The following is a 26,254-nucleotide window of genomic DNA, read 5'->3' as shown; positions in this document are numbered from 1 at the left end:
ACGCCGATGCGCTCCGGAGTGATCGCACAAAAGGTCGGGATGACCCGGGTCTTCACAGACGCCGGTGAACATATCCCTGTGACCGTGCTCAAGCTGGGTAACTGCCAGGTGGTTGGCCACCTCACCAGCGAGAAGAACGGTTACGTCGCGCTGCAGCTCGGATCGGGCTCGCGCAAGACCGTGTATTTGCCCAAGGCTGAACGCGGCCAGTTCGCGGTCGCCAAGGTTGAACCCAAGCGGAAGGTCGCGGAATTCCGCGTGTCGGAAGACGCGCTGATCCCGGTCGGCGCCGAGATCCAGGCAGACCACTTCGTGGTTGGCCAGTTCGTCGATGTCACCGGCACCTCGGTCGGTAAGGGCTTCGCCGGTGGTATGAAGCGCTGGAATTTCGGCGGTCTTCGCGCCACGCACGGTGTGTCGGTTTCGCATCGTTCGATCGGTTCGACCGGTGGTCGTCAGGATCCCGGCAAGACCTTCAAGAACAAGAAGATGCCCGGTCACATGGGTGTCGATCGTATCACCACGCTCAACCTGCGCGTCGTGCAGCTTGATGTCGAGCGCGGCCTGATCCTCGTCGAAGGTGCCGTTCCCGGCTCCAAGGGCGGTTGGATTTCGGTTCGCGATGCGGTGAAGAAGGCTTTGCCGAAGGACGCGCCGAAGCCCGGCAAGTTCAAGCTGGCAGGAGAGGGTGCGACCGTTGAAGCACCTGCGGCCGAGCAGGAAGGAGCGTGAGATGAAACTGAACGTCACCACGCTTGAGGGCAAGGACGCCGGCTCGATCGAGCTGTCGGATGCCATCTTCGGTCTCGATCCGCGCGCCGATATCATCCAGCGTTGCGTCAACTGGCAGCTCGCAAAGCGCCAGTCGGGCAACCACAAGGCCAAGGGCCGCGCCGAAATCTGGCGCACCGGCAAGAAGATGTACAAGCAGAAGGGCACCGGCGGTGCTCGTCACGGTTCGGCTCGCGTTCCGCAGTTCCGCGGCGGTGGTCGTGCCTTCGGTCCGGTCGTTCGCTCCCATGCGTTCGATCTGCCGAAGAAGGTCCGTGCACTCGCGCTGAAGCATGCTCTGTCGGCGAAGGCCAAGGACGGCGGCTTGATCGTGATCGAGAACGCCAACCTGGAAGCCGCCAAGACCAAGGCTCTGCTCGGTCACTTCACGGGTCTCGGCCTGACCAACGCGCTGATCATCGATGGCGCCGAGGTTCATGTCGGTTTCGCTCAGGCGGCCCGTAACATTCCGAACATCGACGTGCTGCCGATCCAGGGCATCAACGTCTATGACATTCTGCGTCGTCAGAAGCTGGTTCTGACCAAGGCGGCGCTTGATGCGTTGGAGGCGCGCTTCAAATGAAGAATATCGACCCGCGCCATTACGATGTGATCGTCGCCCCTGTGGTGACGGAAAAGGCCACTGTCGCTTCTGAATTCAACAAGGTTGTTTTCAAGGTCGACGGCAAGGCCACCAAGCCGCAGATCAAGGAAGCCGTCGAAAAGCTGTTCGACGTCAAGGTAAAGAGCGTGAACACGCTGGTTCGCAAGGGCAAGACGAAGATCTTCCGTGGCAACCTCGGTTCACAGTCGAACGTCAAGCGTGCGATCGTGACCCTCGAAGAGGGCCACCGCATCGACGTTACGACCGGACTGTAAGGGCGATCAACGATGGCACTTAAGACATTCAACCCAACGACACCCGGCCAGCGTCAGCTGGTCATGGTGGATCGTTCCGCGCTGTACAAGGGCAAGCCTGTCAAGGCTCTGACCGAAGGCAAGCACTCGGCTGGCGGTCGTAACAACACCGGTCGCATCACGGTGCGCTTCCGTGGCGGTGGCCACAAGAAGTCCTATCGTATCGTCGACTTCAAGCGTTCCAAGGTCGACGTTCCGGCCGTGGTCGAGCGTCTGGAATACGATCCGAACCGCACCGCGTTTATCGCGCTGATTAAGTACACCGATGGCGAGCAGGCTTATATCCTGGCGCCGCAGCGTCTGGCCGTTGGCGATACCGTCATCGCCGGCAGCTATGTCGACGTGAAGCCGGGCAATGTCATGCCGCTCGGCAACATGCCGATCGGTACGATCATCCACAACGTCGAGATGAAGATCGGGAAGGGCGGCCAGATCGCTCGTTCCGCTGGCACCTATGCCCAGCTCGTCGGTCGTGACCATGATTACGTGATCATCCGTCTGAACTCGGGCGAACAGCGCCTGGTTCATGGTCGTTGCACCGCCACCATCGGCGCTGTGTCGAACCCGGATCACATGAACATCTCGATCGGCAAGGCCGGTCGTACCCGCTGGCTCGGCTGGCGTCCGCATAACCGCGGCGTCGTCATGAACCCGATCGACCATCCGCACGGTGGTGGTGAAGGTCGTACCTCGGGTGGTCGTCACCCGGTTACGCCCTGGGGCAAGCCGACCAAGGGCAAGAAGACCCGGTCGAACAAGTCGACCAACAAGTTCATTCTCATCAGCCGCCACAAGCGGAAGAAGTAAGGATCGCCGGACATGGTTCGTTCAGTCTGGAAAGGCCCGTTCGTCGAGGGTTCGCTGCTCAAGAAGGCAGATGCCGCTCGTTCGTCTGGTCGTCATGATGTGATCAAGATCTGGAGCCGTCGCTCCACGATCCTGCCGCAGTTCGTGGGTCTCACCTTCGGCGTTTACAACGGCCAGAAGCATGTACCTGTCGCTGTGAACGAGGAAATGGTTGGTCACAAGTTCGGCGAGTTCTCGCCGACCCGTACCTTCCATGGCCACGCCGGCGACAAGAAAGCCAAGAAGGGCTGAGGACTAAGTCATGAGCAAGCCAAAGCGCGAACGGAGCCTCCCGGATAACGAGGCCAAGGCGATCGCCCGCATGTTGCGCGTGAGCCCGCAGAAGCTGAACCTGGTTGCGCAGATGATCCGCGGCCGCAAGGCTTCGGCTGCACTCGCCGACCTGCAGTTCTCGCGCAAGCGGATCGCGGTCGACGTGAAGAAGTGCCTGGAATCGGCGATCGCCAATGCCGAGAACAACCATGACCTCGACGTTGACGCACTGATCGTCTCCGAGGCGCATGTCGGCAAGGGCATCGTGATGAAGCGTTTCAGTCCGCGCGGCCGTGGCCGTTCGGGCCGTATCTTTAAACCGTTTGCGCAGCTGACGATTGTCGTTCGTCAGGTCGAAGCAGAAGCAGCAGCGTAAGCAGGCGCAGGAGAATAAGATGGGTCAGAAGATCAATCCAATCGGTCTGCGTCTTGGCATCAACCGTACGTGGGATTCACGTTGGTATGCCGGCAAGAACGAATACGGCAAGTTGTTGCACGAAGACGTCAAGATCCGCGAGATCCTGCATAAGGAGCTCAAGCAGGCTGCCGTCGCCAAGATCATCATCGAGCGCCCGCACAAGAAGTGCCGCGTGACCATTCAGTCGGCTCGTCCGGGTGTTGTCATCGGCAAGAAGGGCGCTGACATCGACAAGCTTCGCAAGAAGGTTGCCGACATCACATCGTCGGACGTGGTGATCAACATCGTCGAAATCCGCAAGCCGGAGCTCGATGCGACCCTGGTCGCCGAGTCGATCGCGCAGCAGCTCGAGCGCCGCGTTGCGTTCCGCCGTGCGATGAAGCGGGCAGTGCAGTCGGCAATGCGTCTCGGCGCCGAAGGCATTCGTATCAACTGCTCGGGTCGTCTGGGCGGTGCGGAAATCGCGCGTATGGAATGGTATCGCGAAGGTCGCGTGCCGCTGCATACGCTGCGTGCGGATATCGATTACGGCGTAGCCACCGCGTTCACGACGTTCGGCACCTGCGGCGTCAAGGTCTGGATCTTCAAGGGCGAAATCCTCGAGCACGATCCGATGGCTCAGGACAAGCGCATGGCCGAGGGTGACAATTCCCGGCCGCGTCGCGACGCCGCTTGAGCGTTTAATTAGAAGGTTTGAGGGCGTAAGCCATGATGCAACCAAAGAAGACCAAGTTCCGGAAGGCGCATAAGGGCCGGATCCACGGCGTTGCGACTTCGGGCGCCACGCTGGCTTTCGGTCAGTTCGGCCTGAAGGCAATGGCGCCGGAACGTCTGACCGCGCGTCAGATCGAAGCTGCCCGTCGCGCGCTGACCCGTCACATGAAGCGTGCCGGCCGCGTCTGGATCCGGGTGTTCCCGGATCTTCCGGTTTCGAAGAAGCCCGCTGAAGTCCGAATGGGCTCCGGCAAGGGTACCCCGGAACTGTGGGTTGCGCGCGTCAAGCCAGGCCGAGTGATCTTCGAGATCGACGGTGTCACCACGCAGATTGCCAAGGAAGCGATGACCCTCGCTGCCGCCAAGCTGCCGATCAAGACGCGTTTCGTTACGCGCATTGCGGAGTAGAGCCATGGCCGAAATGAAAACCAGCGATATCCGCGCAATGAGCCCCGATCAGATGGACGACGCCGTCCTCAATCTGAAGAAGGAGCGTTTCAACCTGCGCTTCCAGCGCGCCACCGGGCAGCTGGAAAACACCTCTCGCCTTCGTGAGGCGCGTCGTGATATTGCACGAATCAAGACCATCGCCGCGCAGAAGCGCGACGGTAAGTCGAAGTAAGGGGCCGAACATGCCGAAACGTACTCTGCAGGGCGTGGTCGTCAGCGACAAGCAAGCCAAGACGGTTGTTGTTCGCGTTGACCGTCGCTTTACGCACCCGATCTACAAGAAGACCATTCGCCGTTCGAAAAACTACCATGCCCACGACGAGAACAACGAGTTCAAGCCGGGCGACATGGTGTGGATCGAAGAGAGCAAGCCGATGTCGAAGCTGAAGCACTGGACGGTTGTCCGGGGCGAACAGAAGAAGACTGCCTAAAAATCGCGCATTAGCGCATAAACAGAGGACGAGGTGCATCAATGATTCAGATGCAGACCAACCTCGACGTGGCCGATAATTCAGGCGCACGCCGTGTCATGTGCATTAAGGTGATTGGTGGATCCAAGCGCCGTTATGCATCCGTTGGCGACGTAATTGTCGTATCGATCAAGGAAGCCATCCCACGCGGGAAGGTGAAGAAGGGCGACGTCATGAAGGCGGTCGTCGTGCGCGTCCGCAAGGACATTCGCCGCCCGGATGGCTCTGTCATCCGCTTCGATCGCAACGCTGCCGTGCTGATCAACAATCAGTCCGAGCCGATCGGTACCCGTATCTTCGGGCCCGTGCCGCGTGAGCTGCGCGCCAAGAACCACATGAAGATCATCTCGCTTGCGCCGGAGGTGCTGTAATGGCTGCCAAAATTCGCAAGGGTGACAAGGTCATCGTGCTGAACGGTCGCGACAAGGGCCGTACCGGCGAAGTGTTTGAAGTGCGCCCGACCGAGGGCAAGGCGCTGGTTCGCGGCGTCAACCTGGTCAAGCGTCACCAGAAGCAGACCCAGGCACAGGAAGGCGGCATCATCTCGAAAGAGGCGCCGATCCAACTGTCCAACATCGCGATCGTCGGCAAGGACGGCAAGCCGACTCGCGTTGGTTTCAAGATCCAGGCTGATGGCACCAAGGTGCGCATCGCCAAGCGTTCGGGAGCAGAGATCGATGTCTGAGACCGTCTACATTCCGCGCCTGCGCGTCGAATACGACAAGTCCATTCGTGCCAAGCTGACTGAACAGTTCGGCTACGAAAACGTCATGCAGGTTCCGCGCCTCGACAAGATCGTCCTGAACATGGGCGTTGGCGAAGCTGTGAACGACCGCAAGAAGGCCGAAACCGCTGCCAGCGACCTGTCGCTGATCGCCGGTCAGAAGGCCATCGTGACCTATTCGCGCGTTGCTATCGCGACCTTCAAGCTGCGTGAAAACCAGCCGATCGGTGCCAAGGTGACTCTCCGCAAGACGAAGATGTACGAATTCATCGATCGTCTGGTGAACGTCGCTCTGCCGCGCGTGCGAGATTTCCGTGGCCTGAACGCCAAGAGCTTCGACGGCCGTGGCAACTACTCGCTCGGTCTCAAAGAGCACATCATTTTCCCGGAAATCGATTTCGACAAGGCCGGGGATACGCCGCTGGGCATGGACATCACGGTGTGCACCACTGCGCGCACCGACGACGAGGCCCGCGCTTTGTTGACCGCTTTCAATTTCCCGTTCCGGCAGTGAGTAGCTGAAAAGCTTCTCAAACGCGGTAACCCAGGAGCCAAGCATGGCAAAGAAGAGTTCGATCGAGAAGAACAACCGTCGGAAGAAGATGTCCGCGAACGCTGCGCCGAAGCGCGCGCGTCTCAAGGCCATCATCGCCGACAAGACCAAGCCGATGGAAGAGCGGTTCGCCGCAACGTTGAAGCTCGCCGAGCTTCCGCGCAATTCATCGCCCGTTCGGATCATGAACCGTTGCGAAATCACCGGTCGTCCGCATTCGGTCTATCGTATCAACAAGCTCAGCCGTATCGCGCTGCGTGAACTCGGCTCGAAGGGCCTGGTTCCCGGGCTCGTGAAGTCCAGCTGGTAAGGGGGGCGGAACATGTCGACCCACGATCCAATCAGCGATCTCATCACCCGTATCCGCAATGCGCAGATGCGTACCAAGTCCAAGGTTTCGACCCCGGGCTCCAAGATGCGCGCCAACGTGCTCGAAGTGCTGAAGAACGAAGGCTACATCCGTGGCTTCGCCAGCGTCGAGCATTCGTCGGGCCGCTCCGAGCTCGAGATCGAACTCAAGTATTTCGATGGCGAACCGGTCATCCGCGAAATCGAGCGTGTTTCGAAGCCAGGACGTCGCGTTTACGTCTCGGTGAAGAACCTGCCGCGCGTGAAGAACGGCCTCGGTATCTCCGTTTTGTCGACGCCCAAGGGAATTATGGCCGACCACGACGCGCGCGACGCGAATGTGGGCGGTGAAGTTCTCTTCACGGTGTTCTGAGGAAGGATCAGTCATGTCACGAGTTGGCAAGAAGCCAGTGGCGGTGACCGCGGGAGTTACCGCGTCCGTCGAAGGCCAGACCGTCAAGATGAAGGGCCCCAAGGGCGCTCTTCAGTTCGTCGTGCACGACGACGTGGTGGTGAAGATGGAAGAGGGCGCAATCAAGGTTGCTCCTCGCGTCGAAACCAATCGCGCCCGTGCACTGTACGGTACTGCTCGCGCGCAGATCGCGAATCTGCTCGAAGGCGTTACCAAGGGTTTCGAGAAGAAGCTCGAGATCACCGGCGTCGGTTATCGTGCGGCCCTGCAGGGCAAGAACCTGCAGCTGGCGCTCGGTTACAGCCACGATGTCGTCTACGCGATCCCGGAAGGCATCACCATCACGGTGCCGAAGCCGACCGAGATCAACGTCGCCGGCAACGACTCGCAGCGCGTCGGTCAGGTAGCAGCGGAGATCCGCAGCTATCGTCCGCCGGAGCCCTATAAGGGCAAGGGCGTACGTTATTCCGACGAGTTTATCTTCCGCAAGGAAGGCAAGAAGAAGTAACGGAGCCGGTCATGTCGAAACTCAAGATTACGAATGCCCGGCGCAAGCAACGCGTGCGGCTCTCGCTCCGCCGGACTGCCAATGGCCGTCCGCGCCTGTCGATCTTCCGCTCGTCGAAGCACATCTACGCGCAGGTCATCGACGACCTGAAGGGCGAGACGCTCGCTTCCGCGTCGTCGCTGGAGAAGGCGATGCGCGAAACCGGCAAGACCGGTGCGGACGTCGATGCGGCGCAGGCTGTAGGCAAGCTGCTGGCAGAGCGCGCGGTCAAGAATGGCGTCAAGGAAGTGGTGTTCGACCGTGGTCAGTATCTGTACCACGGCCGCGTCAAGGCGCTGGCAGATGCGGCTCGCGAAGGCGGGCTCAGCTTCTAAGCGATTTCACTTTCGTTGATTTGCAAGTTGCAGATTTGAACGGACACAGGGTTAGAAGCGAAAGCTTCGCAAGGATTGGAAAACACCATGGCAGGTGAACGCGAACGCGGCGGACGCGACCGGGGCCCCCGGGAAGAGCGTGATAGTGAGTTCGTCGACAAGCTCGTCCACATCAATCGTGTGGCGAAGGTCGTCAAGGGCGGTAAGCGCTTCGGCTTTGCAGCTCTGGTCGTCATTGGCGATCAGAAGGGCAGGGTCGGGTTCGGTCACGGTAAGGCCCGTGAAGTTCCGGAAGCAATCCGCAAGGCAACCGAGTCGGCCAAGCGCAACCTGACGCGCGTCGCTCTGCGCGAAGGTCGCACGCTGCATCACGACATCGCTGGCCGTCATGGCGCGGGTCGCGTGTATCTGCGTGCCGCTCCGGCTGGTACCGGCATCATCGCCGGCGGTCCGATGCGCGCTGTGTTCGAAACGCTGGGTATCCAGGACGTGGTGGCCAAGTCGATCGGTTCGTCGAATCCCTACAACATGGTTCGCGCCACTTTCGACGCGCTGAAGCATCAGGATTCGCCGCGTTCGGTTGCTGCTCGCCGCAACATCAAGGTGTCCACCCTGCAGTCGCGCCGCGTTGGCGGTGACGCCGAGCTGGTTGCCGAATAACAGGCATGATTCGGAAAAGTGGATCTCCGCTTTTCTGATAAGGATCATGCCCTCTAAAAAGACTTTTTGGAGTTATCACGATGGCCAAGGCCGCAAAGATGATCAAGGTCGAGCAGGTCGCCAGCGCAATTCGCCGGCACCACTCGCAGCGTTCTACGCTGATCGGCCTCAAGCTCAACAAGATCGGTCGCGTCAGCGAATTGCAGGACACCCCTGAAGTTCGCGGCATGATCACCAAAGTGCAGCACCTCGTCCGCGTGGTCGAGGATAAGTAAGTTCACGTCGTCTCACTGCGGCCGCCAGGTTGCCGCAGGGATGACACTGTTGACCTTCGAGGTCCGGATCTGCCGGTAAGCCTCGGGAAGACAGGGCGAAACAGGGAAAAGAACGATGAAGCTCAGCGATATCGCCGATAACGCCGGCTCCCGTAAGAAGCGTATGCGCGTCGGCCGTGGCATCGGCTCCGGCAAGGGCAAGACCGCGGGTCGCGGCGGCAAGGGCCAGACCGCACGTTCGGGCGTCCGCATCAAGGGCTTCGAGGGCGGCCAGATGCCGTTGCATCGTCGTCTGCCGAAGCGCGGCTTCAACAACATCTTCCGTCTCGATTACGCCGAGATCAACCTGGACCGCCTCCAGGACGCGATCGATGCGAAGACCATCGACATCAAGGCCGTGATCAATGCTGAATCGCTGGTGAAGGCTGGCGTTCTGCGCCGCTCGAAGGCTGGTGTGCGTGTTCTCGGTCGTGGCGAGATCAAGGCCAAGATCAACATCGAAGTGCACGGCGCCACCAAGACGGCGATCGAAGCCATCGAGAAGGCTGGCGGTTCGGTGAAGATCATCGCGCCGAAGAAGGCCGACGGCGAAGCTGCGTAACATCTGCGGCATCGCCTGCGTCTGTGGGCGGCCTTGCGTGACGTGGCAGTAGATTTTATCAATGCCGAGCACCAAATAATGTCCGGCCTCCGCTGCATGCCCCGCTCTTTCGGGGCATGATGGCGAAAGGGGCGCGGGAGAAAGCCAAACATGGTCTCTGCAGCAGAGCAATTAGCAGCAAACCTCAACTTTTCGGCCCTCGGCAAGGCCGATGAACTGAAGAAGCGCATCTGGTTTACACTGGGTGCGCTGCTTGTTTATCGGCTCGGCACCTATATTCCGCTGCCCGGCATCGATCCGGCCGCGTGGGAGCAGGTGTTCAAGCAGCAGGCCGGCGGCATCCTCGGCATGTTCAACATGTTCGCGGGCGGCGGCATCAACCGCATGGCGATTTTTGCGCTGAACATCATGCCGTATATTTCGGCATCGATTATCATTCAGCTGCTGACCACGGTGTCGCCCCAGCTCGAAGCTCTCAAGAAAGAGGGCGAGGCGGGCCGCAAGACGCTGAACCAGTACACCCGTTACCTGACTGTCATCCTCGCTGCATTCCAGTCCTATGCCATTGCGGCGGGTCTGCAGGGCGCCGGCAATGTCGTCAGCGAACCCGGCATGTTCTTCCTGATCTCGACCTCGGTCACGCTGACCGGCGGCACGATGTTCTTGATGTGGCTGGGTGAGCAGATTACCTCGCGCGGCATCGGCAACGGCATCTCGCTGATCATTCTGGCCGGCATCGTGGCCGAGCTTCCGTCGGCGATCGCCAATATGCTCGAACTGGGTCGTCAGGGCGCACTGTCGACCGGTCTGATCCTGGTCGTCATCGTGATGGCCGTGGTCGTGATCGCCTTCATCGTGTTTATGGAGCGCGCCCAGCGCCGCCTGCTGATCCAGTATCCGAAGCGCCAGGTCGGCAACAAGATGTTCGAGGGCCAGTCCTCGCATCTGCCGCTGAAGCTCAACACTTCGGGTGTGATCCCGCCGATCTTCGCGTCATCGCTGCTGTTGCTGCCAGCGACCATCGCGAGCTTCAACGCAGGGAAGGGGCCGGAATGGTTCCAGTGGCTGACCACGCAGCTAAGCCATGGTCGTCCGCTGTTCCTGATCATGTATGTGTCGCTGATCGTGTTCTTCGCGTTCTTCTATACGGCGATCGTGTTCAACCCGACCGAGACTGCCGACAATCTGAAGAAGCATGGTGGCTTCATCCCAGGCATTCGCCCGGGTGAGCGGACCGCGGAATACATCGACTATGTGCTCTCGCGCATCACTGTACTCGGCGCTGCCTATCTCGCCGTGGTCTGCTTGATCCCCGAGATCCTGATTTCCTACGCCTCGGTGCCTTTCTACTTCGGCGGCACGTCGCTGCTGATCGTGGTCAGTGTCACTATGGATACTGTGGCGCAGGTGCAGGGCTATCTGCTGGCGCACCAGTATGAAGGTTTGATCCGCAAGTCGAAGCTGAGGGGCCGGCGCAAATGAGGTTGATTCTTCTCGGGCCGCCGGGGGCGGGCAAGGGAACTCAGGCACATCGTCTTGTCGAACGTCACAACATCGTTCAGCTGTCCACCGGTGACATGCTGCGTGCTGCCGTGGCTGCCGAGACCGAAGTTGGCCTCAAGGCCAAGGACATCATGGCCGCTGGCGGCCTGGTGCCCGATGATATTGTGATCGGGATCATCTCGGATCGCATCGAGCTGCCGGATGCCGCCAATGGCTTCATCCTCGACGGCTTCCCGCGCACCGTGCCGCAGGCTGAAGCGCTGGATGCACTGCTGAAGTCCAAGGGGCTTCATCTCGATGCTGCCGTTGAGCTCCGCGTCAACGAAAGCGCGCTGTTGCAGCGTGTCGAAGCCCGTGTCGCGCAGATGATGGAGCGCGGCGAGACCGTGCGCATCGATGATACGCCGGAAGTGCTGTCGAAGCGCCTGGCGAGCTACCGCACCTCGACCGAGCCGCTGGTGCATTATTATTCGGAGAAGCGGAAGCTGGTGACCATCGATGGCATGATGACCATCGAAGAGGTGACGGCTGAAATCAACCGCGTGCTGGCAGCGATTCTCGCCGCCGATGAGTCGGCGAAGAAGCCGGCCCGCAAGCCCGCCAAGAAGGCTGCTGCCGCCAAGCGCGGATCTGCTCCGGCCAAGAAGGCAGCCAAATCGGCCAAAAAAGCCGCGAAGGCAGTCAAGAAGGCCAAGAAGGCGCCGGTAAAGGTCGCCAAGAAGGCAAAGGCGGCCAAGAAAGCCGTAAAGAAGACTGTCAAGAAAACGGTCAAAAAGGCGGTAAAAGCAGCCAAAAAGGCTGTAAAATCGGCTTCGAAGGCCAAAACCAGCAAGTCGGCCAAAAAGCCAGCCAAGAAGGCCGGTAAAGTGGCCAAGAAAGCCGGCAAAAAGCGCGTCAAACGCTAGAGCAGGTTGACGAAACGAAGTCGAATACTTTAATAAGGCCCTCATCCAGTCGGAAGATTCCAACGATGCCGGGCCCCACTGAAATCCAGGGGACGGGCGTCGTGTTCGCGTTTGTGAATACCCGCCCGACAATTGATGATAATGCCGGTTCGTGATGGACTGGTGACAGGAGAGAAGTTGTGGCCCGTATCGCCGGTGTAAACATCCCGACCAACAAGCGCGTGCTGATCGCGCTGCAGTACATTCATGGCATCGGCCAGAAGAACGCCGCCGATATCATCGAGAAGGTGAAGATCACTCCGGAACGCCGCGTCAATCAGCTCAGCGACGCGGAAGTTCTGCAGATCCGTGAAGTCATCGACCGCGACTATCTGGTCGAGGGCGATCTTCGTCGCGAGACGGGCATGAACATCAAGCGTCTGATGGACCTCGGCTGCTATCGCGGTCTGCGTCATCGTCGCGGTCTGCCGGTTCGTGGCCAGCGCACGCATACCAATGCGCGCACCCGCAAGGGTCCGGCCAAGTCGATCGCCGGCAAGAAGAAGTAAGCTTTCGAATACGAGTTTGCGGAAGCGGATGATCATCCGCTTCTGCAATTATTTTTTGGTGTAGCCGCTGGCATTACGGCGGCGTTGAGATCCTCAGAAAGGTTAGAGATGGCAAAGGAAGCCGGACGTATTCGTCGCCGCGAGCGCAAGAACATTGCATCGGGCATCGCGCACGTGAATTCGTCGTTCAACAACACGACCATCACCATCACCGACGCGCAGGGCAACACGATTGCCTGGTCGTCGGCTGGCACGATGGGCTTCAAGGGTTCGCGCAAGTCGACCCCGTACGCAGCGCAGGTTGCTGCTGAAGACGTGTCGAAGAAGGCGCAGGAACACGGCATGCGCACGCTGGAAGTCGAAGTCGGCGGTCCGGGCTCGGGTCGTGAATCGGCTCTCCGCGCTCTGCAGGCCGCGGGCTTCACGGTCACCTCGATCCGCGACGTGACCTCGATCCCGCACAACGGTTGCCGCCCGCGCAAGCGTCGGCGCGTTTGATACTTTTTGATCGCGGGTGGCTCGGCTGCCCGCGATCGCTTTTGCGATGCGACTTACGCGGACTGATCCGCGATCTCCAACGCCAGTGAGTTTGATGGCATGGGTGACACAGTGACGATCCAGAAAAATTGGCAAGAACTTATCCGGCCGAACAAGCTGCAGGTAACCCCTGGCAGCGATCCAACCCGTTTTGCGACCCTGGTCGCCGAACCGCTCGAGCGCGGTTTCGGCCAGACCCTCGGTAACGCACTCCGCCGCATCCTGCTGTCCTCGCTGCAGGGCGCTGCCGTGCAGTCGGTGCACATCGACGGCGTGCTGCATGAATTCTCCTCGATTGCCGGCGTGCGTGAAGACGTCACCGACATCGTGCTGAACGTGAAGGACATCTCGATCAAGATGCTGGGCGAAGGCCCGAAGCGCATGGTCGTGAAGAAGCAGGGCCCGGGCGTCGTGACCGCCGGCGACATTCAGACTGTCGGCGATGTGACCGTTCTCAATCCCGACCTGCAGATCTGCACCCTCGACGAGGGCGCCGAGATCCGCATGGAATTCACCGTTGCCGGCGGCAAGGGCTACGTCGCTGCCGAGCATAACCGTCCGGAAGACGCGCCGATCGGCCTGATCCCGATCGACAGCCTGTACTCGCCGGTTCGCAAGGTGTCGTACAAGGTCGAGAACACCCGTGAGGGCCAGATCCTCGATTACGACAAGCTGACGATGACCATCGAGACCAACGGCGCGCTCACGCCGGATGACGCGGTCGCTTATGCCGCGCGCATCCTGCAGGACCAGCTCAACGTGTTCGTGAACTTCGAAGAGCCCCGCAAGGAAGTTGCTCAGGAAGTCATTCCGGATCTCGCTTTCAACCCCGCTTTCCTCAAGAAGGTCGACGAGCTCGAGCTCTCGGTGCGTTCGGCAAACTGCCTGAAGAACGACAACATCGTTTACATCGGCGACCTCGTTCAGAAGTCGGAAGCAGAAATGCTCCGCACTCCGAACTTCGGCCGCAAGTCGCTGAACGAAATCAAGGAAGTGCTCGCCCAGATGGGTCTGCACCTCGGCATGGAAGTGCCCGGTTGGCCGCCGGAAAATATCGACGAGTTGGCCAAGCGCTTCGAAGATCACTACTGAGCATCACGAGCGGCGTGGCCGGGGTCTAACCCGGCCATGGCGTTATGGGCGAACGCAGGCAGCCCACCTGCAACATGATGTCCGACGAACCGTCGCGGCAAACTGAAATATAAGGAATATTCCAATGCGTCACGGCAAGGTTCATCGCAAGCTCAACCGCACCGCAGAACATCGCAAGGCGATGTTCGCCAACATGTGCGCGTCGTTGATCAAGCACGAGCAGATCATCACCACGCTTCCGAAGGCCAAGGAGCTCCGCCCGATCGTGGAGAAGCTCGTCACCCTCGGCAAGAAGGGCGGCCTCCACATGCGTCGCCAGGCCATCAGCGAGATGAAGGATCAGGATCAGGTCCGCAAGCTGTTCGACGTGCTGGCCAAGCGCTACGCTGATCGCCAGGGCGGTTACACCCGCATCATCAAGGCCGGCTTCCGCTACGGCGACAACGCCCCGATGGCTCTGATCGAATTCGTCGATCGCGACGAAGACGCCAAGGGCAAGGATTCGGGTCCGGTGCAGGGCGCTTCCGAAGCGGCGTAAGCCACTTCACATCAGAATTTCGGAAAAGCGGCGCCTCGTGCGCCGCTTTTTTTGTTGGGTACGGTGCGTCACTCACGATCTGCCGTCACCCGGCCAAGCGCGCGCTGGCGCGCCTGGCCGGGTGACCCAGAATGACGAGGATAGACCATAACAGGCAAAGCCGGGCGCCGGTGCCGCGAGCGGACATGCCGGTCTGTTCGGGGTGGACGGCAGACGTTGCATCCCCCCTGGCGCGACAATCATAGATTGGGCTCAGCATACCCTTGCCCGCCCAGCGGGCGGCGCTATATCATTACCTTAACTATAAGAGGATCGCGCTCAACGATGGCTAGATGCACTGCACCCGTAAGAGGCCACACACGGGGTGGCGGGGCTGACTGCCCTGTATGCGGACCTCGCTACGCCCGGAGCCGGAGCTATGGCTACGGATCCCGGTCATACTCCCCCCCGCCGTCCTATTCCTCGTCAAGCGGGGGCAGCGGTCGCTCCAGCGGTACCTCTCGCAAGACCATGAAACCGCAGTGGGCTCCTAGATCCACCGTATTGTATACGCCTAGCGAGGTGCAGGAACTTGCACCGGTCCGCGCGAACGTCGAGAAACAAACATCCCCTGATCTTCGGGACTACTTCCTTTGCCATGCGTGGGATGACCGCCAAGGGCCTGCGAAGGAACTACATGACCTGCTTGAAGACCGAGGGGTCAAGGTCTGGTTCAGCGAGAAGGACATTGCCCTCGGCGTGCCTTTCGTTCGCGAAATCGACAAAGGTCTGGCGAAATCACGGGTCGGCCTCGTGTTGGTGACGCCCAACTTCGTGAAGCGCATCCAAGGCGAAGGCATCGCGGAAAAAGAACTCTCTGTGCTTCTGCAGGAAGGCCAACTTATTCCCATCATGCACGGAACAACTTACGCCGCGCTTCGCGAGGTCAGTCCTATGCTCGCGTCTCGCAATGGTCTGAGCACCGCAGAGGACACGATGGCCGAGGTGGCAACGAAGCTCAAGGACCTAGTCACCCTCTAAGTGACACCAGGGTCCGGGGCTTTCCGTTGTCCGTGTAACCGTGGTGTGTTGATTAGCTACGAGCCGGGTGAGCGTCATGCTGAAGCCGACACCCAGAACCCAACGTCCGCAACGGGTCGCGTGTAGCCATCAGCACAGGCACCGAATTCAGACATTCAGATCGCGACTGCGAGCAATTGTCGGTCCCGGTGAACACCCGGCGGAGTGTACCGGATCGCCCGGTCCCAGCGCGCAAGGCTGGGCGATGACAGTTGTACTTGCAGCGGGCTATGACCTCATCAACCGCCCGTGACGGCGGTTGCGCATGCGCTTCTGAGTTCCAATATCAGTTCCACCATCCAACGGAGCGCCTCCATGAAAATCGATCTCACCGGCAAGACCGCCCTCGTCACCGGCTCCACGGCCGGCATCGGCCATGCCATCGCCAAGGGCCTCGCGGCGACGGGGGCCGAGGTCGTCGTCAACGGCCGCAGCCAGGGCAAGGTGGATGCTGCGATTGCTGCGATTACCAAGGCCGTGCCAGGCGCGAAAGTGAAGGGCGTCGCGGCGGACGTCTCGACGGCAGAGGGGTGTAAGGCATTGGCCTCCGCGCTGCCAGACGTCGATATCCTCATCAACAATGCGGGCATCTTCGAGCCCAAGGGTTTCTTCGATATTCCCGATGAGGACTGGACGCGCTTCTTCGAGGTCAATGTGATGTCGGGCATCCGTCTGTCGCGCGCCTACATGCAGGGCATGCTGAAGCGCAACTGGGGCCGCATCGTTTTCATCTCATCGGAGTCCGGACTGAACATTCCCGGCGAGATGATCCACTATGGGATGACGAAGACAGCGCAGCTCGCGATCTCGCGTGGCCTCGCGGAGCTCACCAAGGGCACGGCTGTGACGGTCAATTCCGTGCTGCCCGGACCGACCATGTCGGAAGGCGTGGAGACCTTCGTCAAGGATCTCGCCAAACAGAACAGGCAATCGGTCGAGGAGGCGGCCTCCAACTTCGTCAAGCAGCACCGCTCGACATCGCTGATCCAGCGCTTCGCCACCGTCGAGGAGATCGCGAACATGGTGGTCTATGTCTCGTCGAAGGAGGCGGCCGTGACCAACGGTGCAGCGCTGCGTGCAGAGGGCGGGATCGTCCAGACCATCGCATAAGCGTACGCCCCGCAAAGATAAAAAGGCGGCGCCGAAGCGCCGCCTTTGTTCGTTGTGGGACCGTGGGCATGCAGCCCCGAACCTGGAGGATTACAGAAGCGTTTTGCGCTTAGAAGGCTACCTGGGTGCGCATCGCGAACACGTCGTAGTCAGCACCGGTGTTCACGTTGCTGTTGACGGCGAACTTGTCGACGGTGCCGTGGATCCAGTTGAACATGAAGCGCATGTTCTGGTTCACATACCAGTTCACGCCGACCGTGGTGTTCTTCAGCTCACCGCCGCGAATGACACCGTCATTCAGGCTGGCATAGCTGTAGCGCACCGCGAGTTCCCACGCACCGAGATCGCCGGTCGCGAAGTTGACCGGGCGAGCCGGGTTGATGCCGCCGAAGGCACCGGCCGACGTGTTGTACTTGTGCTGTTCGCCGGTGATGACGTAGCTGGCCTGGCCGTAACCGCCGTTGAAGCTCAGGTCGGACAGACCGTTGCTGCGCTGGATGTTGTAGTCGAAGTATTCGCCCGATGCCATGAAGCTGCCGAACTTGACGGCGGCTTCACCGCTCAGCACACGGGCATTGTTCACGAAGTTCATGGTGCCGGTGTTGAGCAATGCGTTAGTTGCCGGATCGACGCGAACTTCGATGCGATCCGACATGCCGAGCGTGTTGTTGGTCACACCGCCGGTCTGGGCGAGATACAGCGCGTCGAAGCCGACCAGCACGGTGCCAACTTCGTTGTTGATCGGCAGGCCGACCGCACGGAAAGTTGCGCCGAGCGGCTGCGGCTGACTGTGATTGACGTTGAGGCCGGTCGTCGGACCGGTCACGTAGGCGCCGACCCAGTATTGATCGCCGAATACCTGACCACCGAACGCGGCGCGGTTGTCGCCTGCCGCGAGGCTGGTCGCGAGAACCTGCGAAGCTGCGCGTTCCATGAACATGATGTTGTTCGAGCTGGTCGCTTCGTCCAGCGTATAGGGGACGTCGATGTAACCGCCTTGGATCAACAGGCCTTTGACGCCCTTATAGGCGACATAGGCGTTGTTGAGCGTGACGTCGCCATCGGTGGTACCGCCGGCATCGACAATCACGCCGTATTCCCAATCCTTGTTGAAGGTGCCGATCAGGCCGAGACGTGCGCGACGGGCATTGATGCCGTCATTCACGCTCTGCGGGCTGGTGCCGGCGGACTTCGGCGAGAACGAATAGGCGGCAGTGTCGAGGTGCAGACGGCCGGTGATGGCGATGCAGTTCAGACCGTCGTCGGTGCAGAAGGTCGGACGGTTGCCGGGCATCGTCAGGTTCGCGTTGATGAAGGGCACAGCCTTCTTGTGCATGGCAGCGTTGGCATTCGCGAAGTTCTGCTTGACCGTTTCCGTCTGCTTTTGCGTCGTGTTGGCCTGCTTCTGAACGTTATCGAGCTTCTTTTCCAGCGCGCGGAGCTGCGCTTTCAATACGGCGATCTCATCATTCGATGACTGCGCATGCGCCGGGCCTGCGGCCAGCGCGCCGATCACGCCGAGCGTGCCCAGGATTTTGTGTGTCGTGAAAGACATGGAGTACCCCTGTAGAAGACAAAATCCGACACGCCCCGCGAATTGCTCCGCAGGTGATGGACGCGTATGGATCTGTGTTTGTGATCTTGCGAAAGAGAATGTCCGGAGGCTCTCGCCAGGGGCCGTTCTCATTTAACAAGCGAGCTACCGTTGAGCTCGCGGGCAACCTAGGCAAGCTTTGCGACAGTTCTGTAAAACCCGCATCGCATTGTGGTGAACGACACCGCTGTGTCGCTTTTCGATCACAAGCGATTTAGATAATTAGCTATCTTAATTAGCTATTATGCGAGAAGAGCGCATCCATGGATGCGCTCTGTTATCGTAGGTGTCTCCAGGCGGGAATTTTGTAGGTAGCAGTTTCGTGATCACCAGCCTTCAAGCACGATCTTGCCGTGCGACTTGCCGGATTCGAGCAGCGCATGCGCGCGCTTGAGATTCGCGGCGTTGATGGTGCCGAAGGTCTTGTCGAGCGTCGTGCGCAGCACGCCCTTGTCGATGAGGTCCGCGACGTCGTTGAGGAGGTAATGCTGCGCGATCATGTCGGGCGTCTGGAATGACGATCGCGTGAACATGGATTCCCAGTGCACCGAGACGGCCTTGCCTTTGAACGCGGACATGTTGAACTCAACGGGATCGTCGATCAGCCCCAACTTGCCCTGCGGTGCGATCAGGTCGGCAAGCGCCTTGTAGTGCTGTTCCGTCCCCGTGAGGCTGGCGACGAGTGAGACCGGCGGCAGTTTCAATGCGTCGATCTGCTCCTTCAGCGGCTTACTGTGATCGATCACCGCATGTGCGCCGAGATCCTGGCACCACTTGATCGTCTCGGGTCGCGATGCCGTTGCCACTACCGTGAGGCCGGTGAGGCGGCGTGCGAGCTGGATGAGGATCGAGCCGACGCCGCCGGCACCGCCCATGATCAGCAGCGTGCGCGGATCGAGGCTCTTGCCGGGTGCAACGCCGAGTCGATCGAAAAGCAGTTCCCAGGCGGTGATCGCGGTAAGCGGCAACGCCGCAGACTGTGCGAAGGAGAGCGAGGAGGGCTTGCGGCCGACAATGCGCTCATCGACCAGATGGAACTCTGCATTGGTGCCCTGGCGCTGGATCGAGCCGGCATAGAACACCTCGTCGCCCGGCTTGAACATCGTCACATCGGGGCCGACAGCATCGACGACGCCGGCAGCGTCATAGCCGAGGATCTTGGTTTCGCCGGTCGGCGGCGCCGCGCGCTTGCGCACCTTGAAATCGACGGGATTGGCCGAGATCGCCTTCACCGATACGCGGATGTCGCGACCGGTCGGTTCGGGCTTCGGAGCCTCGAAATCGACCAGCGCGTCAGCGGCGTCGATCGGGAGGGATTTGGTGTAGCCGACTGCCTTCATTGGGTGCGCTCCATGCTCCTGGCGGGAATGTCCCGAAGAGGTGTCCCGAGGCGACAATAATTGCAAGTACTGTCATTTCAGGGATATAGTCACCGAATGGATACTATTGGGTATTTGCGATGAAACGGCGTGATTTCGGCAATGGGCCGGGCTGTCCGGTCGAGGTGACGCTCGATCTGATCGACGGCAAATGGAAGGGCGTGATCCTGTACCATCTGCAGCAGGGCAGGCTGCGTTTCGGCGAACTGCGCAAGCTGATGCCGCGGATCACCCAGCGCATGCTGACCAAACAGCTGCGCGCGCTCGAAGAGGATGGGCTGATCGTTCGGACGGTCTATGCCGAGGTCCCGCCGCGGGTCGAATATGCACTGTCGGAAACCGGGCTCGGATTGCGCCCGGTCATCGATGCCCTCAAGGCGTGGGGTGACGCGCACAAGATGCGCCAGAAGTCGGTCGCTGCCGCATCGCCCCAGCCGCGCAAAAAAGCGCCGGCGGAGAACAAGGATGTGCCGGCGGACGCAAGCTAGTTCCCGCCCTTCTATTGCCCCGCTCAGCAGCCTATATTCGCCGCGATTTCCTCAAAGAGGCCCCGATGATCCCATTTTTCCGCAACGCGGCGACCGCTTCCGCTCTGTGCGCTATTGTCCTGTCGTCCGCACTCGCGCCGGCTCTTGCACAAGATCGCCGGGTCCCGACTTCGCCCACGGAAATGAAGCTGTCCTACGCGCCGATCGTGCAGCGGGTGCAGCCGGCCGTGGTGAATGTCTATGCGGCCAAGACGGTGCAGAATCGCAATCCGTTGCTGGACGATCCGGTGTTCCGCCGCTTCTTCGGCGGCCAGGGCATGCAGCCGGAGCAGATGCAGCGTTCGCTCGGTTCGGGTGTGATGGTCGACGCATCGGGCCTCGTCGTTACGAACAACCACGTCATCGAAGGCGCCGACCAGGTGAAGGTGTCACTGGCGGACAAGCGCGAGTTCGAGGCTGAGATCGTATTGAAGGACAGCCGTACCGATCTGGCGGTGCTGCGCATCAAGGACAGCAAGGAGAAATTCCCGACGCTGGATTTCTCCAACTCCGACGATCTGCTGGTTGGTGACGTCGTGCTCGCCATCGGCAATCCGTTTGGCGTTGGCCAGACCGTGACCCACGGTATCGTGTCGGCACTTGCGCGCACGCAGGTCGGCATCACCGACTATCAGTTCTTCATCCAGACCGATGCTGCGATCAATCCCGGCAATTCCGGTGGCGCGCTGGTCGATATGACCGGCAAGCTGGTCGGCGTGAACACCGCGATTTTCTCGCGCTCCGGCGGTTCGCAGGGTATCGGCTTTGCGATCCCGGCGAATATGGTGCGCGTCGTCGTGGCCTCCGCCAAATCAGGCGGCAAGGCCGTGAAGCGTCCGTGGCTCGGCGCGCGGCTGCAGAACATCACGCCCGAGATCGCCGAGACGCTCGGTCTTAAGACGCCATCCGGCGCGCTGGTCGTCAATGTCACGGCGAACAGTCCGGCGGCGAAAGCAGGCCTCAAGGTCTCCGATCTCGTGACCGCCATCGATGGCCAGACCATCGAGGATCCGAACGCGTTCGAATATCGCTTCGCGACGCGCCCGCTCGGCGGCACTGCGCAGCTCGATGCGCAACGCAGTGGCAAGCCGGTGAAGTTGACCGTTGCGCTCGAGGCTGCGCCTGACACGGGCCGCGATGAGATCACGCTGACGGCGCGTTCGCCATTCCAGGGCGCCAAGGTCGCCAATATCTCGCCGGCTGTTGCCGACGAGTTGCGGCTGGATTCCAGCACCGAAGGCGTCGTCATTACGGAGCTGACCGACTCGGCCACTGCGGCTGGCGTCGGCTTCCAGAAGGGCGATCTCATCATCGCGGTCAACGGCACCAAGATCGGCAAGACCAGCGATCTCGACAAGGTGACGCGCGACGGCGCGCGGCTGTGGCGCATCGTGGTGGTGCGCGGCGGTCAGCAGATCAACGTTACACTCGGCGGATGAGCCCGAAACAACCCACTCTGTCCGCAAACCTGTTTGCCGCAGCCGGGCTGGAGCAGGACGCGCCGCGTCCGCTGCCGGAGCGGCTGCGGCCGCGTGTGCTGTCCGACGTGGTCGGGCAGGATCACATCCTCGGTCCTGATGGTGCGCTGACGCGCATGCTGGAAACGCGTACGCTGGGTTCGTTGGTGTTCTGGGGACCGCCAGGCACCGGAAAGACCACCGTCGCGCGGCTGCTTGCGGACGCAACGGAGCTTCAATTCGAGCAGATATCTGCGGTGTTCTCCGGTGTTGCCGATCTGAAGAAAGTGTTCGAAGCCGCGCGTGCCCGCCGCGAGATGGGCAAGGGTACGCTGCTGTTCGTCGACGAGGTGCATCGCTTCAACAAAGCACAGCAGGATTCATTCTTGCCTGTGATGGAGGACGGCACCGTGGTGCTCGTCGGTGCCACTACCGAGAACCCATCCTTCGAGCTCAACGCCGCTCTGTTGTCGCGCGCGCGTGTGCTGGTGTTCCAGTCGCTGGATGCGGCCGCCATCGAGAAACTGTTCGCGCATGCGGAGAAGGTCGAAGGCCGCGCGCTGCCGCTCGACGCCGAGGCACGTGCGGTGCTGGTACGCATGGCCGATGGCGATGGCCGCGCCGCGCTGACTTTGGTGGAAGAAGTCTGGCGCGCCGCGCGGACCAATGAAGTGTTCAACGCCGCGCAGTTGCAGGACATCCTGCAACGCCGTGCGCCGATCTACGACAAGTCGGCCGATGGTCACTACAATCTGATCTCGGCGCTCCATAAGTCGGTGCGCGGCAGCGATCCCGACGCGGCGCTGTATTACCTGTGCCGGATGTTAGACGCCGGCGAGGATCCGCTGTTCCTGGCGCGCCGCGTGGTGCGGATGGCCGTGGAGGACATCGGTCTTGCCGATCCGCAGGCGCTGGTGATCTGCAATGCCGCCAAGGATGCCTATGATTTCCTCGGCCATCCCGAAGGCGAACTCGCCATCGCGCAGGCGGTGATCTACATCGCCACCGCGCCGAAATCGAATGCTGCCTATATGGCCTACAAGGCCGCGATGCGGACCGCGAAAGAGGGCGGCTCGCTGCTGCCGCCGAAGCACATCCTGAACTCGCCGACCAAGCTGATGAAGTCCGAAGGCTATGGCGACGGGTACCAATACGACCACGACGCGCCCGAAGCTTTCTCCGGCCAAGACTATTTCCCGGAAGCCTTGGGGCGTCAGACCTTCTATGATCCGCCTGAGCGCGGGTTCGAACGCGAGATTCGCAAGCGGCTGGATTACTGGACCAGACTGAGGAACGAGAGACAATCATGAGCCGTCGCGACAAGAAGCCTCTCGCCAAGCGTGGTCCCGGTGGTGAGCGCAGCAAGGCGCCGCGTGGCAAGGGCGCCGCGCCGAAGGGCGCTACCTCCAAAGCCGCCCCGTCGAAGGGCGAGCGGCCGTCATTTGGCAAGGCTGGCCGCGTGAGCAGCGATCGCCCGATGAGTGCGCGTCCGCCGCGTGCGCGTGCCGGTGAACGCTCAGAGTGGGCCGAGCGGCCGGAACGTGCCGAGCGATCCGAACGCCCTCAGCGTGCCGAGCGAAGCGAGCGCTTCGATGCGCCGCAGCGCTCCGAGCGTCCGGCCGGCAAGCGTCCACCAAGCTCGCGTCCTTCCGGTTCGCGTCCGGGCGGCAAGGCCGCGCCGCGTTATGGCAACGCGCCGCTGCGTGAGCCGCGACCACCTGTGCCTTATCTCGACGAAGAACCGGCGAAGCCGGAAGTTGCGCCAGCGCCGCTGCCCACCGCCGTGCAGAACGTCATCGTCACGCCTGATGAGAACGGCATGCGCGTCGATCGCTTTCTCGAAGCGCATTTTCCCGGCCTGTCATTCTCCCATATCCAGCGCATCGTCCGTAAAGGCGAACTACGTGTGAACGGTAAGCGTGCCGACAGCAAGGATCGGCTGGAAGAAGGACAGACCGTCCGCATTCCGCCGCTGAAGCTCGATGCGCCGAAGGTCGTCGGTGAACTCTCCGAGGCTGCCAACAAAACTCTGCAGGCGCTCAAGGAGATGACGATCTACGAGGACGCCGACGTCATGGTGCTGAACAAGCCGGCTGGTCTCGCGGTGCAGGGCGGCTCGGGCATGACGCGTCACGTCGACATGATGCTGGAGGTGATGCGCGACGCCAAGGGGCAGAAGCCGCGTCTGGTGCACCGTCTCGACCGGGAGACGTCGGGCTGCCTGCTGATTGCCAAGACGCGGTTTGCGGCGACCAAGCTCACCGGTGCGTTCCGCGAACGTTCAGCACGAAAGATCTATTGGGCGCTGGTTGCCGGCGTGCCGAAGCCGAAGCAGGGCCGCATCTCGACCTACCTGGCGAAGGAAGAGAACGAGGAAGACACCATCATGCGCGTCGCCAAGCATGGCGACGAGGGCGCAAGCCATGCGGTGACCTATTACGCCGTGGTGGAGACGTCAGCGCAAAAACTCGCCTGGGTGTCGCTGAAGCCGGTGACCGGGCGTACGCATCAGTTGCGCGCGCATATGGCGCATATCGGCCACGCCATTGTCGGCGACCCGAAATATTTCAATATCGAGAACTGGCAGTTGCCGGGCGGCATCCAGAAGCGCCTGCATCTGCTGGCGCGCCGCATCGTGATCCCGCATCCGCGTGGCGGCGTGATCGACGCCACGGCGCCGCTGCCGCCGCATATGCTGCAATCGTGGAACTTGCTCGGTCTCGAACACGACCGGTTCGATCCGATCGAGAACGCACCGGAAGAGTAGGGCGTTGTCGGGCTCCGACAACATCCCGTCCGCGACGTCGGCAACCGCCGACGTGCCCGATTTCGACGCCGCGTTTCGCGCGCGTCTGCATGATCTGTTTGTGTGGCGCCGCGATATCAGGCGCTTCAAGTCCGATCCACTGCCTGCGGGCTTTCTCGATCGCCTGCTCGATACCGCGTGCCTCGCGCCTTCGGTGGGCCTGAGCCAGCCATGGCGCTTTGTCATCGTCGACGATGCGTCACGTCGTCAGGCGGTGCTGGAGAATTTCAGCGCCTGCAATGCCGAGGCGTTGAGCGCCTATACCGGCGAACTCGCGCAGAGCTATGCGACGCTCAAGCTCGCCGGTCTGCGCGAAGCGCCATGCCACCTCGCGGTATTTGCAGACCACGCGACGGATGTCGGCCACGGCCTTGGCCGCCGCACCATGCCGGAGATGGCGGACTATTCGGTGGTGACGGCGATCGCAACCATGTGGCTCGCCGCGCGCGCTGAAGGCATCGGCATGGGCTGGGTCTCGATCCTCGATCCTGCTGCGATTGCCGCGACACTCGATATACCTCGTGACTGGCGGTTGATTGGCTATTTCTGCATCGGTTATCCGGAGATCGACGACGATCGGCCGGAACTCGAGCGCGCCGGATGGGAACGCCGTCATTCGGCAGCGGATCACATTGTCCGGCGCTGACACTTGATGTGATGCGGGATCGTGACAACATGAGACGAATGAGACATCGCTCCATCCCATTCGCTCTGTTGGTCGCCGTTGCGGCGGCGCTCTCTGCTGCGCCTGCGGTCACGCAGGTTATCGGAGTGCCCGGCAACCCGGCTTTGATCACGCCACTGCCGCCCGCACCGCCACCGCCGCGGATAGAAGTACCTGTCGTGCCGCAACTCGGCGATCTGCCACGACAGAATGTGCCGCAGGCGCGGCGCTCCTTCAGTGATCGCATCACCGACTGCCTTCAGGACGGGGCCGCTGCGGGTCTCGGCCCGAATGATCGTGCGACCTATTCGCGGGCCTGTGCCAATCGCTGACACGAGCGATTTGGTCTCGCGTGGCGCCCGTCTGTCGCGTAAATTGACGGCTGGCGAATAGGAATTGAGACCATCGATGCGTGAATTGTTTGACGAAGTGTACGGCCAGTCGCAGCTCGATCCGCAAGAGGCGGTGCGACGGTCGACGCGTGGTCCGCAGCGCAAGCGCTTCTACAAGACCGTTGGGATGAGCGAGACGCCGGATGGCTTTGCCATCATGCTCGACGACAAGACCGTACGCACGCCGTCGCGCCATCCGCTGGTCGTTCCTACATCAGCCATTGCCGAAGTCATGGTCGCGGAATGGGATGCGCAGCAGGATGTCATCGACCCCACGAGCATGCCGGTGACGCGCCTTGCCAATAGCGTGATCGATGCGATCCGCGATGAGGCGCAGACCCAGGCAGTGGCTGACGATATCGCAAAATACTTCAGCACGGATCTGCTGTTCTATCGCGCCGGCTATCCCGAGGCGCTTATCGCGCGCGAGGCTGCGGCATGGGACCCTGTCTTGTTCTGGGCTGCCGATGATCTCGGCGCGCATTTCATCCTGGCTGAGGGCATCGTGCATGTCAGCCAGCCCGAACAGGCCGTCGCATCTGCCCGGGCGGCGCTGCCGAGCGATCCATGGGCGATCGCCGCGCTGCATCTGGTGACGACGATCACCGGCTCGGCGCTGCTCGCGCTGGCGCTGCTCCATGGCCATCTGAATGCCGATCAGGTCTGGACCGCCGCCTTTGTCGACGAGGACTGGAATATCGAGAAGTGGGGCCTCGACGAGGAGGTCGCTGCGCGGCGTGCGGCGCGGCAGGTGGATTTCAAGGCTGCCGTGCTGGTGCTGAAGGCGGTCACGCCGTCAGCGGGTTAATCGGAAGTTAACGACCGTTA

At 61.1% G+C, this 26,254-nt stretch carries 37 protein-coding genes; 35 read left to right on the top strand and 2 right to left on the bottom strand.

From position 1 onward, the window contains the following. Positions 1-6: 6 nt before the first annotated feature. From rplC to AB8A50_RS09880, 28 genes are all read left to right on the top strand, one after another. Positions 7-732: a 50S ribosomal protein L3 gene (gene rplC, locus AB8A50_RS10015; RefSeq protein ID WP_068731496.1), complete on the top strand. Its 726-nt coding sequence runs from the start codon at positions 7-9 to the stop codon at positions 730-732. Between the two features lies 1 nt (position 733). Further along, positions 734-1,354, top strand: coding sequence for a 50S ribosomal protein L4 (gene rplD / locus AB8A50_RS10010; RefSeq protein ID WP_089268169.1), 621 nt, complete (start codon positions 734-736; stop codon positions 1,352-1,354). Next, on the top strand, positions 1,351-1,650 hold the full coding sequence (locus AB8A50_RS10005) for a 50S ribosomal protein L23 (RefSeq protein WP_068731492.1): 300 nt from the start codon (positions 1,351-1,353) through the stop codon (positions 1,648-1,650). Before rplD ends, AB8A50_RS10005 begins: the two co-directional genes overlap by 4 nt. 12 nt (positions 1,651-1,662) lie before the next feature. Continuing rightward, positions 1,663-2,496, top strand: coding sequence for a 50S ribosomal protein L2 (gene rplB, locus AB8A50_RS10000; RefSeq protein ID WP_068731490.1), 834 nt, complete (start codon positions 1,663-1,665; stop codon positions 2,494-2,496). Between the two features lie 12 nt (positions 2,497-2,508). Beyond that, positions 2,509-2,787, top strand: coding sequence for a 30S ribosomal protein S19 (gene rpsS / locus AB8A50_RS09995; RefSeq protein ID WP_089268170.1), 279 nt, complete (start codon positions 2,509-2,511; stop codon positions 2,785-2,787). Between the two features lie 10 nt (positions 2,788-2,797). Further along, a complete protein-coding gene (rplV, locus tag AB8A50_RS09990) occupies positions 2,798-3,184 on the top strand; it encodes a 50S ribosomal protein L22 (protein WP_068731486.1) in 387 nt (128 codons plus the stop codon). A 19-nt stretch (positions 3,185-3,203) separates the two neighbouring features. Continuing rightward, positions 3,204-3,902 carry a 30S ribosomal protein S3 gene (gene rpsC / locus AB8A50_RS09985; RefSeq protein WP_068731624.1) on the top strand — a complete coding sequence of 233 codons (699 nt, stop codon included), beginning with the start codon at positions 3,204-3,206 and terminating at the stop codon, positions 3,900-3,902. A 32-nt stretch (positions 3,903-3,934) separates the two neighbouring features. Further along, positions 3,935-4,348 carry a 50S ribosomal protein L16 gene (gene rplP / locus AB8A50_RS09980; RefSeq protein WP_089268171.1) on the top strand — a complete coding sequence of 138 codons (414 nt, stop codon included), beginning with the start codon at positions 3,935-3,937 and terminating at the stop codon, positions 4,346-4,348. A gap of 4 nt (positions 4,349-4,352) precedes the next feature. Then, on the top strand, positions 4,353-4,562 hold the full coding sequence (rpmC, locus tag AB8A50_RS09975; protein ID WP_089268172.1) for a 50S ribosomal protein L29: 210 nt from the start codon (positions 4,353-4,355) through the stop codon (positions 4,560-4,562). A 10-nt stretch (positions 4,563-4,572) separates the two neighbouring features. Then, a complete protein-coding gene (gene rpsQ / locus AB8A50_RS09970) occupies positions 4,573-4,821 on the top strand; it encodes a 30S ribosomal protein S17 (RefSeq protein WP_089268173.1) in 249 nt (82 codons plus the stop codon). Between the two features lie 41 nt (positions 4,822-4,862). Further along, the gene (gene rplN / locus AB8A50_RS09965) at positions 4,863-5,231 is read left to right on the top strand and encodes a 50S ribosomal protein L14 (protein WP_068731479.1); all 369 of its coding nucleotides are present in this window, start codon (positions 4,863-4,865) and stop codon (positions 5,229-5,231) included. Then, the gene (rplX, locus tag AB8A50_RS09960; protein WP_068731477.1) at positions 5,231-5,545 is read left to right on the top strand and encodes a 50S ribosomal protein L24; all 315 of its coding nucleotides are present in this window, start codon (positions 5,231-5,233) and stop codon (positions 5,543-5,545) included. Before rplN ends, rplX begins: the two co-directional genes overlap by 1 nt. Then, positions 5,538-6,098 carry a 50S ribosomal protein L5 gene (gene rplE, locus AB8A50_RS09955; protein WP_120291946.1) on the top strand — a complete coding sequence of 187 codons (561 nt, stop codon included), beginning with the start codon at positions 5,538-5,540 and terminating at the stop codon, positions 6,096-6,098. The genes rplX and rplE overlap by 8 nt, the downstream gene beginning before the upstream one ends. A 43-nt stretch (positions 6,099-6,141) precedes the next feature. Further along, entirely contained in the window at positions 6,142-6,447 is a 306-nt protein-coding gene (rpsN, locus tag AB8A50_RS09950) for a 30S ribosomal protein S14 (protein WP_089268175.1), read from the top strand. Between the two features lie 12 nt (positions 6,448-6,459). After that, the gene (gene rpsH / locus AB8A50_RS09945; protein ID WP_089268176.1) at positions 6,460-6,858 is read left to right on the top strand and encodes a 30S ribosomal protein S8; all 399 of its coding nucleotides are present in this window, start codon (positions 6,460-6,462) and stop codon (positions 6,856-6,858) included. Between the two features lie 13 nt (positions 6,859-6,871). Continuing rightward, on the top strand, positions 6,872-7,405 hold the full coding sequence (rplF, locus tag AB8A50_RS09940; protein ID WP_089268177.1) for a 50S ribosomal protein L6: 534 nt from the start codon (positions 6,872-6,874) through the stop codon (positions 7,403-7,405). 11 nt (positions 7,406-7,416) lie between these two features. Next, a complete protein-coding gene (gene rplR / locus AB8A50_RS09935) occupies positions 7,417-7,779 on the top strand; it encodes a 50S ribosomal protein L18 (protein WP_068731467.1) in 363 nt (120 codons plus the stop codon). Positions 7,780-7,866: 87 nt separating this feature from the next. Next, a complete protein-coding gene (gene rpsE / locus AB8A50_RS09930; RefSeq protein WP_068731465.1) occupies positions 7,867-8,439 on the top strand; it encodes a 30S ribosomal protein S5 in 573 nt (190 codons plus the stop codon). A gap of 80 nt (positions 8,440-8,519) precedes the next feature. Beyond that, the gene (gene rpmD, locus AB8A50_RS09925; RefSeq protein WP_068731463.1) at positions 8,520-8,714 is read left to right on the top strand and encodes a 50S ribosomal protein L30; all 195 of its coding nucleotides are present in this window, start codon (positions 8,520-8,522) and stop codon (positions 8,712-8,714) included. Positions 8,715-8,829: 115 nt separating this feature from the next. After that, complete coding sequence (gene rplO, locus AB8A50_RS09920) at positions 8,830-9,315, top strand: 50S ribosomal protein L15 (protein ID WP_068731461.1); 486 nt, start codon at positions 8,830-8,832, stop codon at positions 9,313-9,315. Between the two features lie 150 nt (positions 9,316-9,465). Beyond that, the gene (gene secY, locus AB8A50_RS09915; RefSeq protein ID WP_089268179.1) at positions 9,466-10,797 is read left to right on the top strand and encodes a preprotein translocase subunit SecY; all 1,332 of its coding nucleotides are present in this window, start codon (positions 9,466-9,468) and stop codon (positions 10,795-10,797) included. Further along, positions 10,794-11,723, top strand: coding sequence for an adenylate kinase (locus AB8A50_RS09910; protein WP_439077553.1), 930 nt, complete (start codon positions 10,794-10,796; stop codon positions 11,721-11,723). Before secY ends, AB8A50_RS09910 begins: the two co-directional genes overlap by 4 nt. A 179-nt stretch (positions 11,724-11,902) precedes the next feature. Further along, a complete protein-coding gene (rpsM, locus tag AB8A50_RS09905) occupies positions 11,903-12,271 on the top strand; it encodes a 30S ribosomal protein S13 (protein WP_068731455.1) in 369 nt (122 codons plus the stop codon). Positions 12,272-12,379: 108 nt separating this feature from the next. Continuing rightward, the gene (gene rpsK, locus AB8A50_RS09900; protein WP_068731453.1) at positions 12,380-12,769 is read left to right on the top strand and encodes a 30S ribosomal protein S11; all 390 of its coding nucleotides are present in this window, start codon (positions 12,380-12,382) and stop codon (positions 12,767-12,769) included. A gap of 99 nt (positions 12,770-12,868) precedes the next feature. Then, a complete protein-coding gene (locus tag AB8A50_RS09895; RefSeq protein ID WP_089268181.1) occupies positions 12,869-13,900 on the top strand; it encodes a DNA-directed RNA polymerase subunit alpha in 1,032 nt (343 codons plus the stop codon). Positions 13,901-14,024: 124 nt separating this feature from the next. Continuing rightward, positions 14,025-14,438 (top strand): 50S ribosomal protein L17, encoded by a 414-nt coding sequence (rplQ, locus tag AB8A50_RS09890; RefSeq protein WP_089268182.1) that lies wholly within the window; start codon positions 14,025-14,027, stop codon positions 14,436-14,438. 561 nt (positions 14,439-14,999) lie between these two features. Beyond that, the gene (locus tag AB8A50_RS09885) at positions 15,000-15,458 is read left to right on the top strand and encodes a toll/interleukin-1 receptor domain-containing protein (RefSeq protein ID WP_439077552.1); all 459 of its coding nucleotides are present in this window, start codon (positions 15,000-15,002) and stop codon (positions 15,456-15,458) included. A 354-nt stretch (positions 15,459-15,812) separates the two neighbouring features. Then, on the top strand, positions 15,813-16,607 hold the full coding sequence (locus tag AB8A50_RS09880) for an SDR family NAD(P)-dependent oxidoreductase (protein ID WP_439077551.1): 795 nt from the start codon (positions 15,813-15,815) through the stop codon (positions 16,605-16,607). Between the two features lie 109 nt (positions 16,608-16,716). Here the strand turns inward: AB8A50_RS09880 and AB8A50_RS09875 are convergent, their stop codons facing one another. Beyond that, positions 16,717-18,162, bottom strand: coding sequence for a porin (locus tag AB8A50_RS09875; protein WP_439077550.1), 1,446 nt, complete (start codon positions 18,160-18,162; stop codon positions 16,717-16,719). 365 nt (positions 18,163-18,527) lie between these two features. Continuing rightward, positions 18,528-19,541: a zinc-binding alcohol dehydrogenase family protein gene (locus AB8A50_RS09870; RefSeq protein WP_439064212.1), complete on the bottom strand. Its 1,014-nt coding sequence runs from the start codon at positions 19,539-19,541 to the stop codon at positions 18,528-18,530. Between the two features lie 119 nt (positions 19,542-19,660). Here AB8A50_RS09870 and AB8A50_RS09865 point away from each other — a divergent pair, with 119 nt between their 5' ends. The 7 genes from AB8A50_RS09865 (at position 19,661) to AB8A50_RS09835 (ending at position 26,234) form a co-directional block, all read left to right on the top strand. Continuing rightward, positions 19,661-20,068, top strand: a complete 408-nt coding sequence (locus tag AB8A50_RS09865) for a winged helix-turn-helix transcriptional regulator (protein WP_175368423.1) — start codon at positions 19,661-19,663, stop codon at positions 20,066-20,068. 65 nt (positions 20,069-20,133) lie between these two features. Beyond that, entirely contained in the window at positions 20,134-21,546 is a 1,413-nt protein-coding gene (locus tag AB8A50_RS09860) for a DegQ family serine endoprotease (protein WP_175368424.1), read from the top strand. Beyond that, positions 21,543-22,874 (top strand): replication-associated recombination protein A, encoded by a 1,332-nt coding sequence (locus AB8A50_RS09855; protein ID WP_175368425.1) that lies wholly within the window; start codon positions 21,543-21,545, stop codon positions 22,872-22,874. The genes AB8A50_RS09860 and AB8A50_RS09855 overlap by 4 nt, the downstream gene beginning before the upstream one ends. Further along, a complete protein-coding gene (locus AB8A50_RS09850) occupies positions 22,871-24,331 on the top strand; it encodes an RluA family pseudouridine synthase (RefSeq protein WP_093761230.1) in 1,461 nt (486 codons plus the stop codon). The genes AB8A50_RS09855 and AB8A50_RS09850 overlap by 4 nt, the downstream gene beginning before the upstream one ends. Positions 24,332-24,383: 52 nt before the next feature. Beyond that, entirely contained in the window at positions 24,384-25,016 is a 633-nt protein-coding gene (gene bluB / locus AB8A50_RS09845) for a 5,6-dimethylbenzimidazole synthase (protein WP_439079952.1), read from the top strand. A gap of 29 nt (positions 25,017-25,045) precedes the next feature. Further along, positions 25,046-25,366, top strand: coding sequence for a hypothetical protein (locus AB8A50_RS09840; protein WP_439077549.1), 321 nt, complete (start codon positions 25,046-25,048; stop codon positions 25,364-25,366). Positions 25,367-25,442: 76 nt separating this feature from the next. Further along, positions 25,443-26,234, top strand: a complete 792-nt coding sequence (locus AB8A50_RS09835; protein WP_439058833.1) for an ATP12 family chaperone protein — start codon at positions 25,443-25,445, stop codon at positions 26,232-26,234. Positions 26,235-26,254 lie beyond the last annotated feature (20 nt).

Source organism: Tardiphaga sp. 841_E9_N1_2 (genome assembly GCF_051811065.1).
GTDB classification, from domain to species: Bacteria; Pseudomonadota; Alphaproteobacteria; order Rhizobiales; family Xanthobacteraceae; genus Tardiphaga; species Tardiphaga robiniae.
This window is presented reverse-complemented; position numbering and strand designations above follow the sequence as displayed.

Bases quoted from the DNA above. Each gene is read 5' to 3' on its own strand.
- rplV (WP_068731486.1), top strand. From the start codon at position 2,798: ATGAGCAAGCCAAAGCGCGAACGGAGCCTCCCGGATAACGAGGCCAAG.
- AB8A50_RS09880 (WP_439077551.1), top strand. From the start codon at position 15,813: ATGAAAATCGATCTCACCGGCAAGACCGCCCTCGTCACCGGCTCCACG.
- rplF (WP_089268177.1), top strand. From the start codon at position 6,872: ATGTCACGAGTTGGCAAGAAGCCAGTGGCGGTGACCGCGGGAGTTACC.
- rpsS (WP_089268170.1), top strand. From the start codon at position 2,509: ATGGTTCGTTCAGTCTGGAAAGGCCCGTTCGTCGAGGGTTCGCTGCTC.
- rplR (WP_068731467.1), top strand. From the start codon at position 7,417: ATGTCGAAACTCAAGATTACGAATGCCCGGCGCAAGCAACGCGTGCGG.
- rplC (WP_068731496.1), top strand. From the start codon at position 7: ATGCGCTCCGGAGTGATCGCACAAAAGGTCGGGATGACCCGGGTCTTC.
- AB8A50_RS10005 (WP_068731492.1), top strand. From the start codon at position 1,351: ATGAAGAATATCGACCCGCGCCATTACGATGTGATCGTCGCCCCTGTG.
- rplP (WP_089268171.1), top strand. From the start codon at position 3,935: ATGATGCAACCAAAGAAGACCAAGTTCCGGAAGGCGCATAAGGGCCGG.
- rplD (WP_089268169.1), top strand. From the start codon at position 734: ATGAAACTGAACGTCACCACGCTTGAGGGCAAGGACGCCGGCTCGATC.
- AB8A50_RS09840 (WP_439077549.1), top strand. From the start codon at position 25,046: ATGAGACGAATGAGACATCGCTCCATCCCATTCGCTCTGTTGGTCGCC.
- rplE (WP_120291946.1), top strand. From the start codon at position 5,538: ATGTCTGAGACCGTCTACATTCCGCGCCTGCGCGTCGAATACGACAAG.
- secY (WP_089268179.1), top strand. From the start codon at position 9,466: ATGGTCTCTGCAGCAGAGCAATTAGCAGCAAACCTCAACTTTTCGGCC.
- rpsK (WP_068731453.1), top strand. From the start codon at position 12,380: ATGGCAAAGGAAGCCGGACGTATTCGTCGCCGCGAGCGCAAGAACATT.
- rplB (WP_068731490.1), top strand. From the start codon at position 1,663: ATGGCACTTAAGACATTCAACCCAACGACACCCGGCCAGCGTCAGCTG.
- rplN (WP_068731479.1), top strand. From the start codon at position 4,863: ATGATTCAGATGCAGACCAACCTCGACGTGGCCGATAATTCAGGCGCA.
- AB8A50_RS09870 (WP_439064212.1), bottom strand. From the start codon at position 19,541: ATGAAGGCAGTCGGCTACACCAAATCCCTCCCGATCGACGCCGCTGAC.
- rpmD (WP_068731463.1), top strand. From the start codon at position 8,520: ATGGCCAAGGCCGCAAAGATGATCAAGGTCGAGCAGGTCGCCAGCGCA.
- AB8A50_RS09835 (WP_439058833.1), top strand. From the start codon at position 25,443: ATGCGTGAATTGTTTGACGAAGTGTACGGCCAGTCGCAGCTCGATCCG.
- rpsH (WP_089268176.1), top strand. From the start codon at position 6,460: ATGTCGACCCACGATCCAATCAGCGATCTCATCACCCGTATCCGCAAT.
- rplX (WP_068731477.1), top strand. From the start codon at position 5,231: ATGGCTGCCAAAATTCGCAAGGGTGACAAGGTCATCGTGCTGAACGGT.
- AB8A50_RS09860 (WP_175368424.1), top strand. From the start codon at position 20,134: ATGATCCCATTTTTCCGCAACGCGGCGACCGCTTCCGCTCTGTGCGCT.
- AB8A50_RS09855 (WP_175368425.1), top strand. From the start codon at position 21,543: ATGAGCCCGAAACAACCCACTCTGTCCGCAAACCTGTTTGCCGCAGCC.
- rpsN (WP_089268175.1), top strand. From the start codon at position 6,142: ATGGCAAAGAAGAGTTCGATCGAGAAGAACAACCGTCGGAAGAAGATG.
- AB8A50_RS09875 (WP_439077550.1), bottom strand. From the start codon at position 18,162: ATGTCTTTCACGACACACAAAATCCTGGGCACGCTCGGCGTGATCGGC.
- rplQ (WP_089268182.1), top strand. From the start codon at position 14,025: ATGCGTCACGGCAAGGTTCATCGCAAGCTCAACCGCACCGCAGAACAT.
- AB8A50_RS09865 (WP_175368423.1), top strand. From the start codon at position 19,661: ATGAAACGGCGTGATTTCGGCAATGGGCCGGGCTGTCCGGTCGAGGTG.
- rplO (WP_068731461.1), top strand. From the start codon at position 8,830: ATGAAGCTCAGCGATATCGCCGATAACGCCGGCTCCCGTAAGAAGCGT.
- AB8A50_RS09895 (WP_089268181.1), top strand. From the start codon at position 12,869: ATGGGTGACACAGTGACGATCCAGAAAAATTGGCAAGAACTTATCCGG.
- rpsE (WP_068731465.1), top strand. From the start codon at position 7,867: ATGGCAGGTGAACGCGAACGCGGCGGACGCGACCGGGGCCCCCGGGAA.
- rpmC (WP_089268172.1), top strand. From the start codon at position 4,353: ATGGCCGAAATGAAAACCAGCGATATCCGCGCAATGAGCCCCGATCAG.
- rpsC (WP_068731624.1), top strand. From the start codon at position 3,204: ATGGGTCAGAAGATCAATCCAATCGGTCTGCGTCTTGGCATCAACCGT.
- AB8A50_RS09910 (WP_439077553.1), top strand. From the start codon at position 10,794: ATGAGGTTGATTCTTCTCGGGCCGCCGGGGGCGGGCAAGGGAACTCAG.
- AB8A50_RS09850 (WP_093761230.1), top strand. From the start codon at position 22,871: ATGAGCCGTCGCGACAAGAAGCCTCTCGCCAAGCGTGGTCCCGGTGGT.
- rpsQ (WP_089268173.1), top strand. From the start codon at position 4,573: ATGCCGAAACGTACTCTGCAGGGCGTGGTCGTCAGCGACAAGCAAGCC.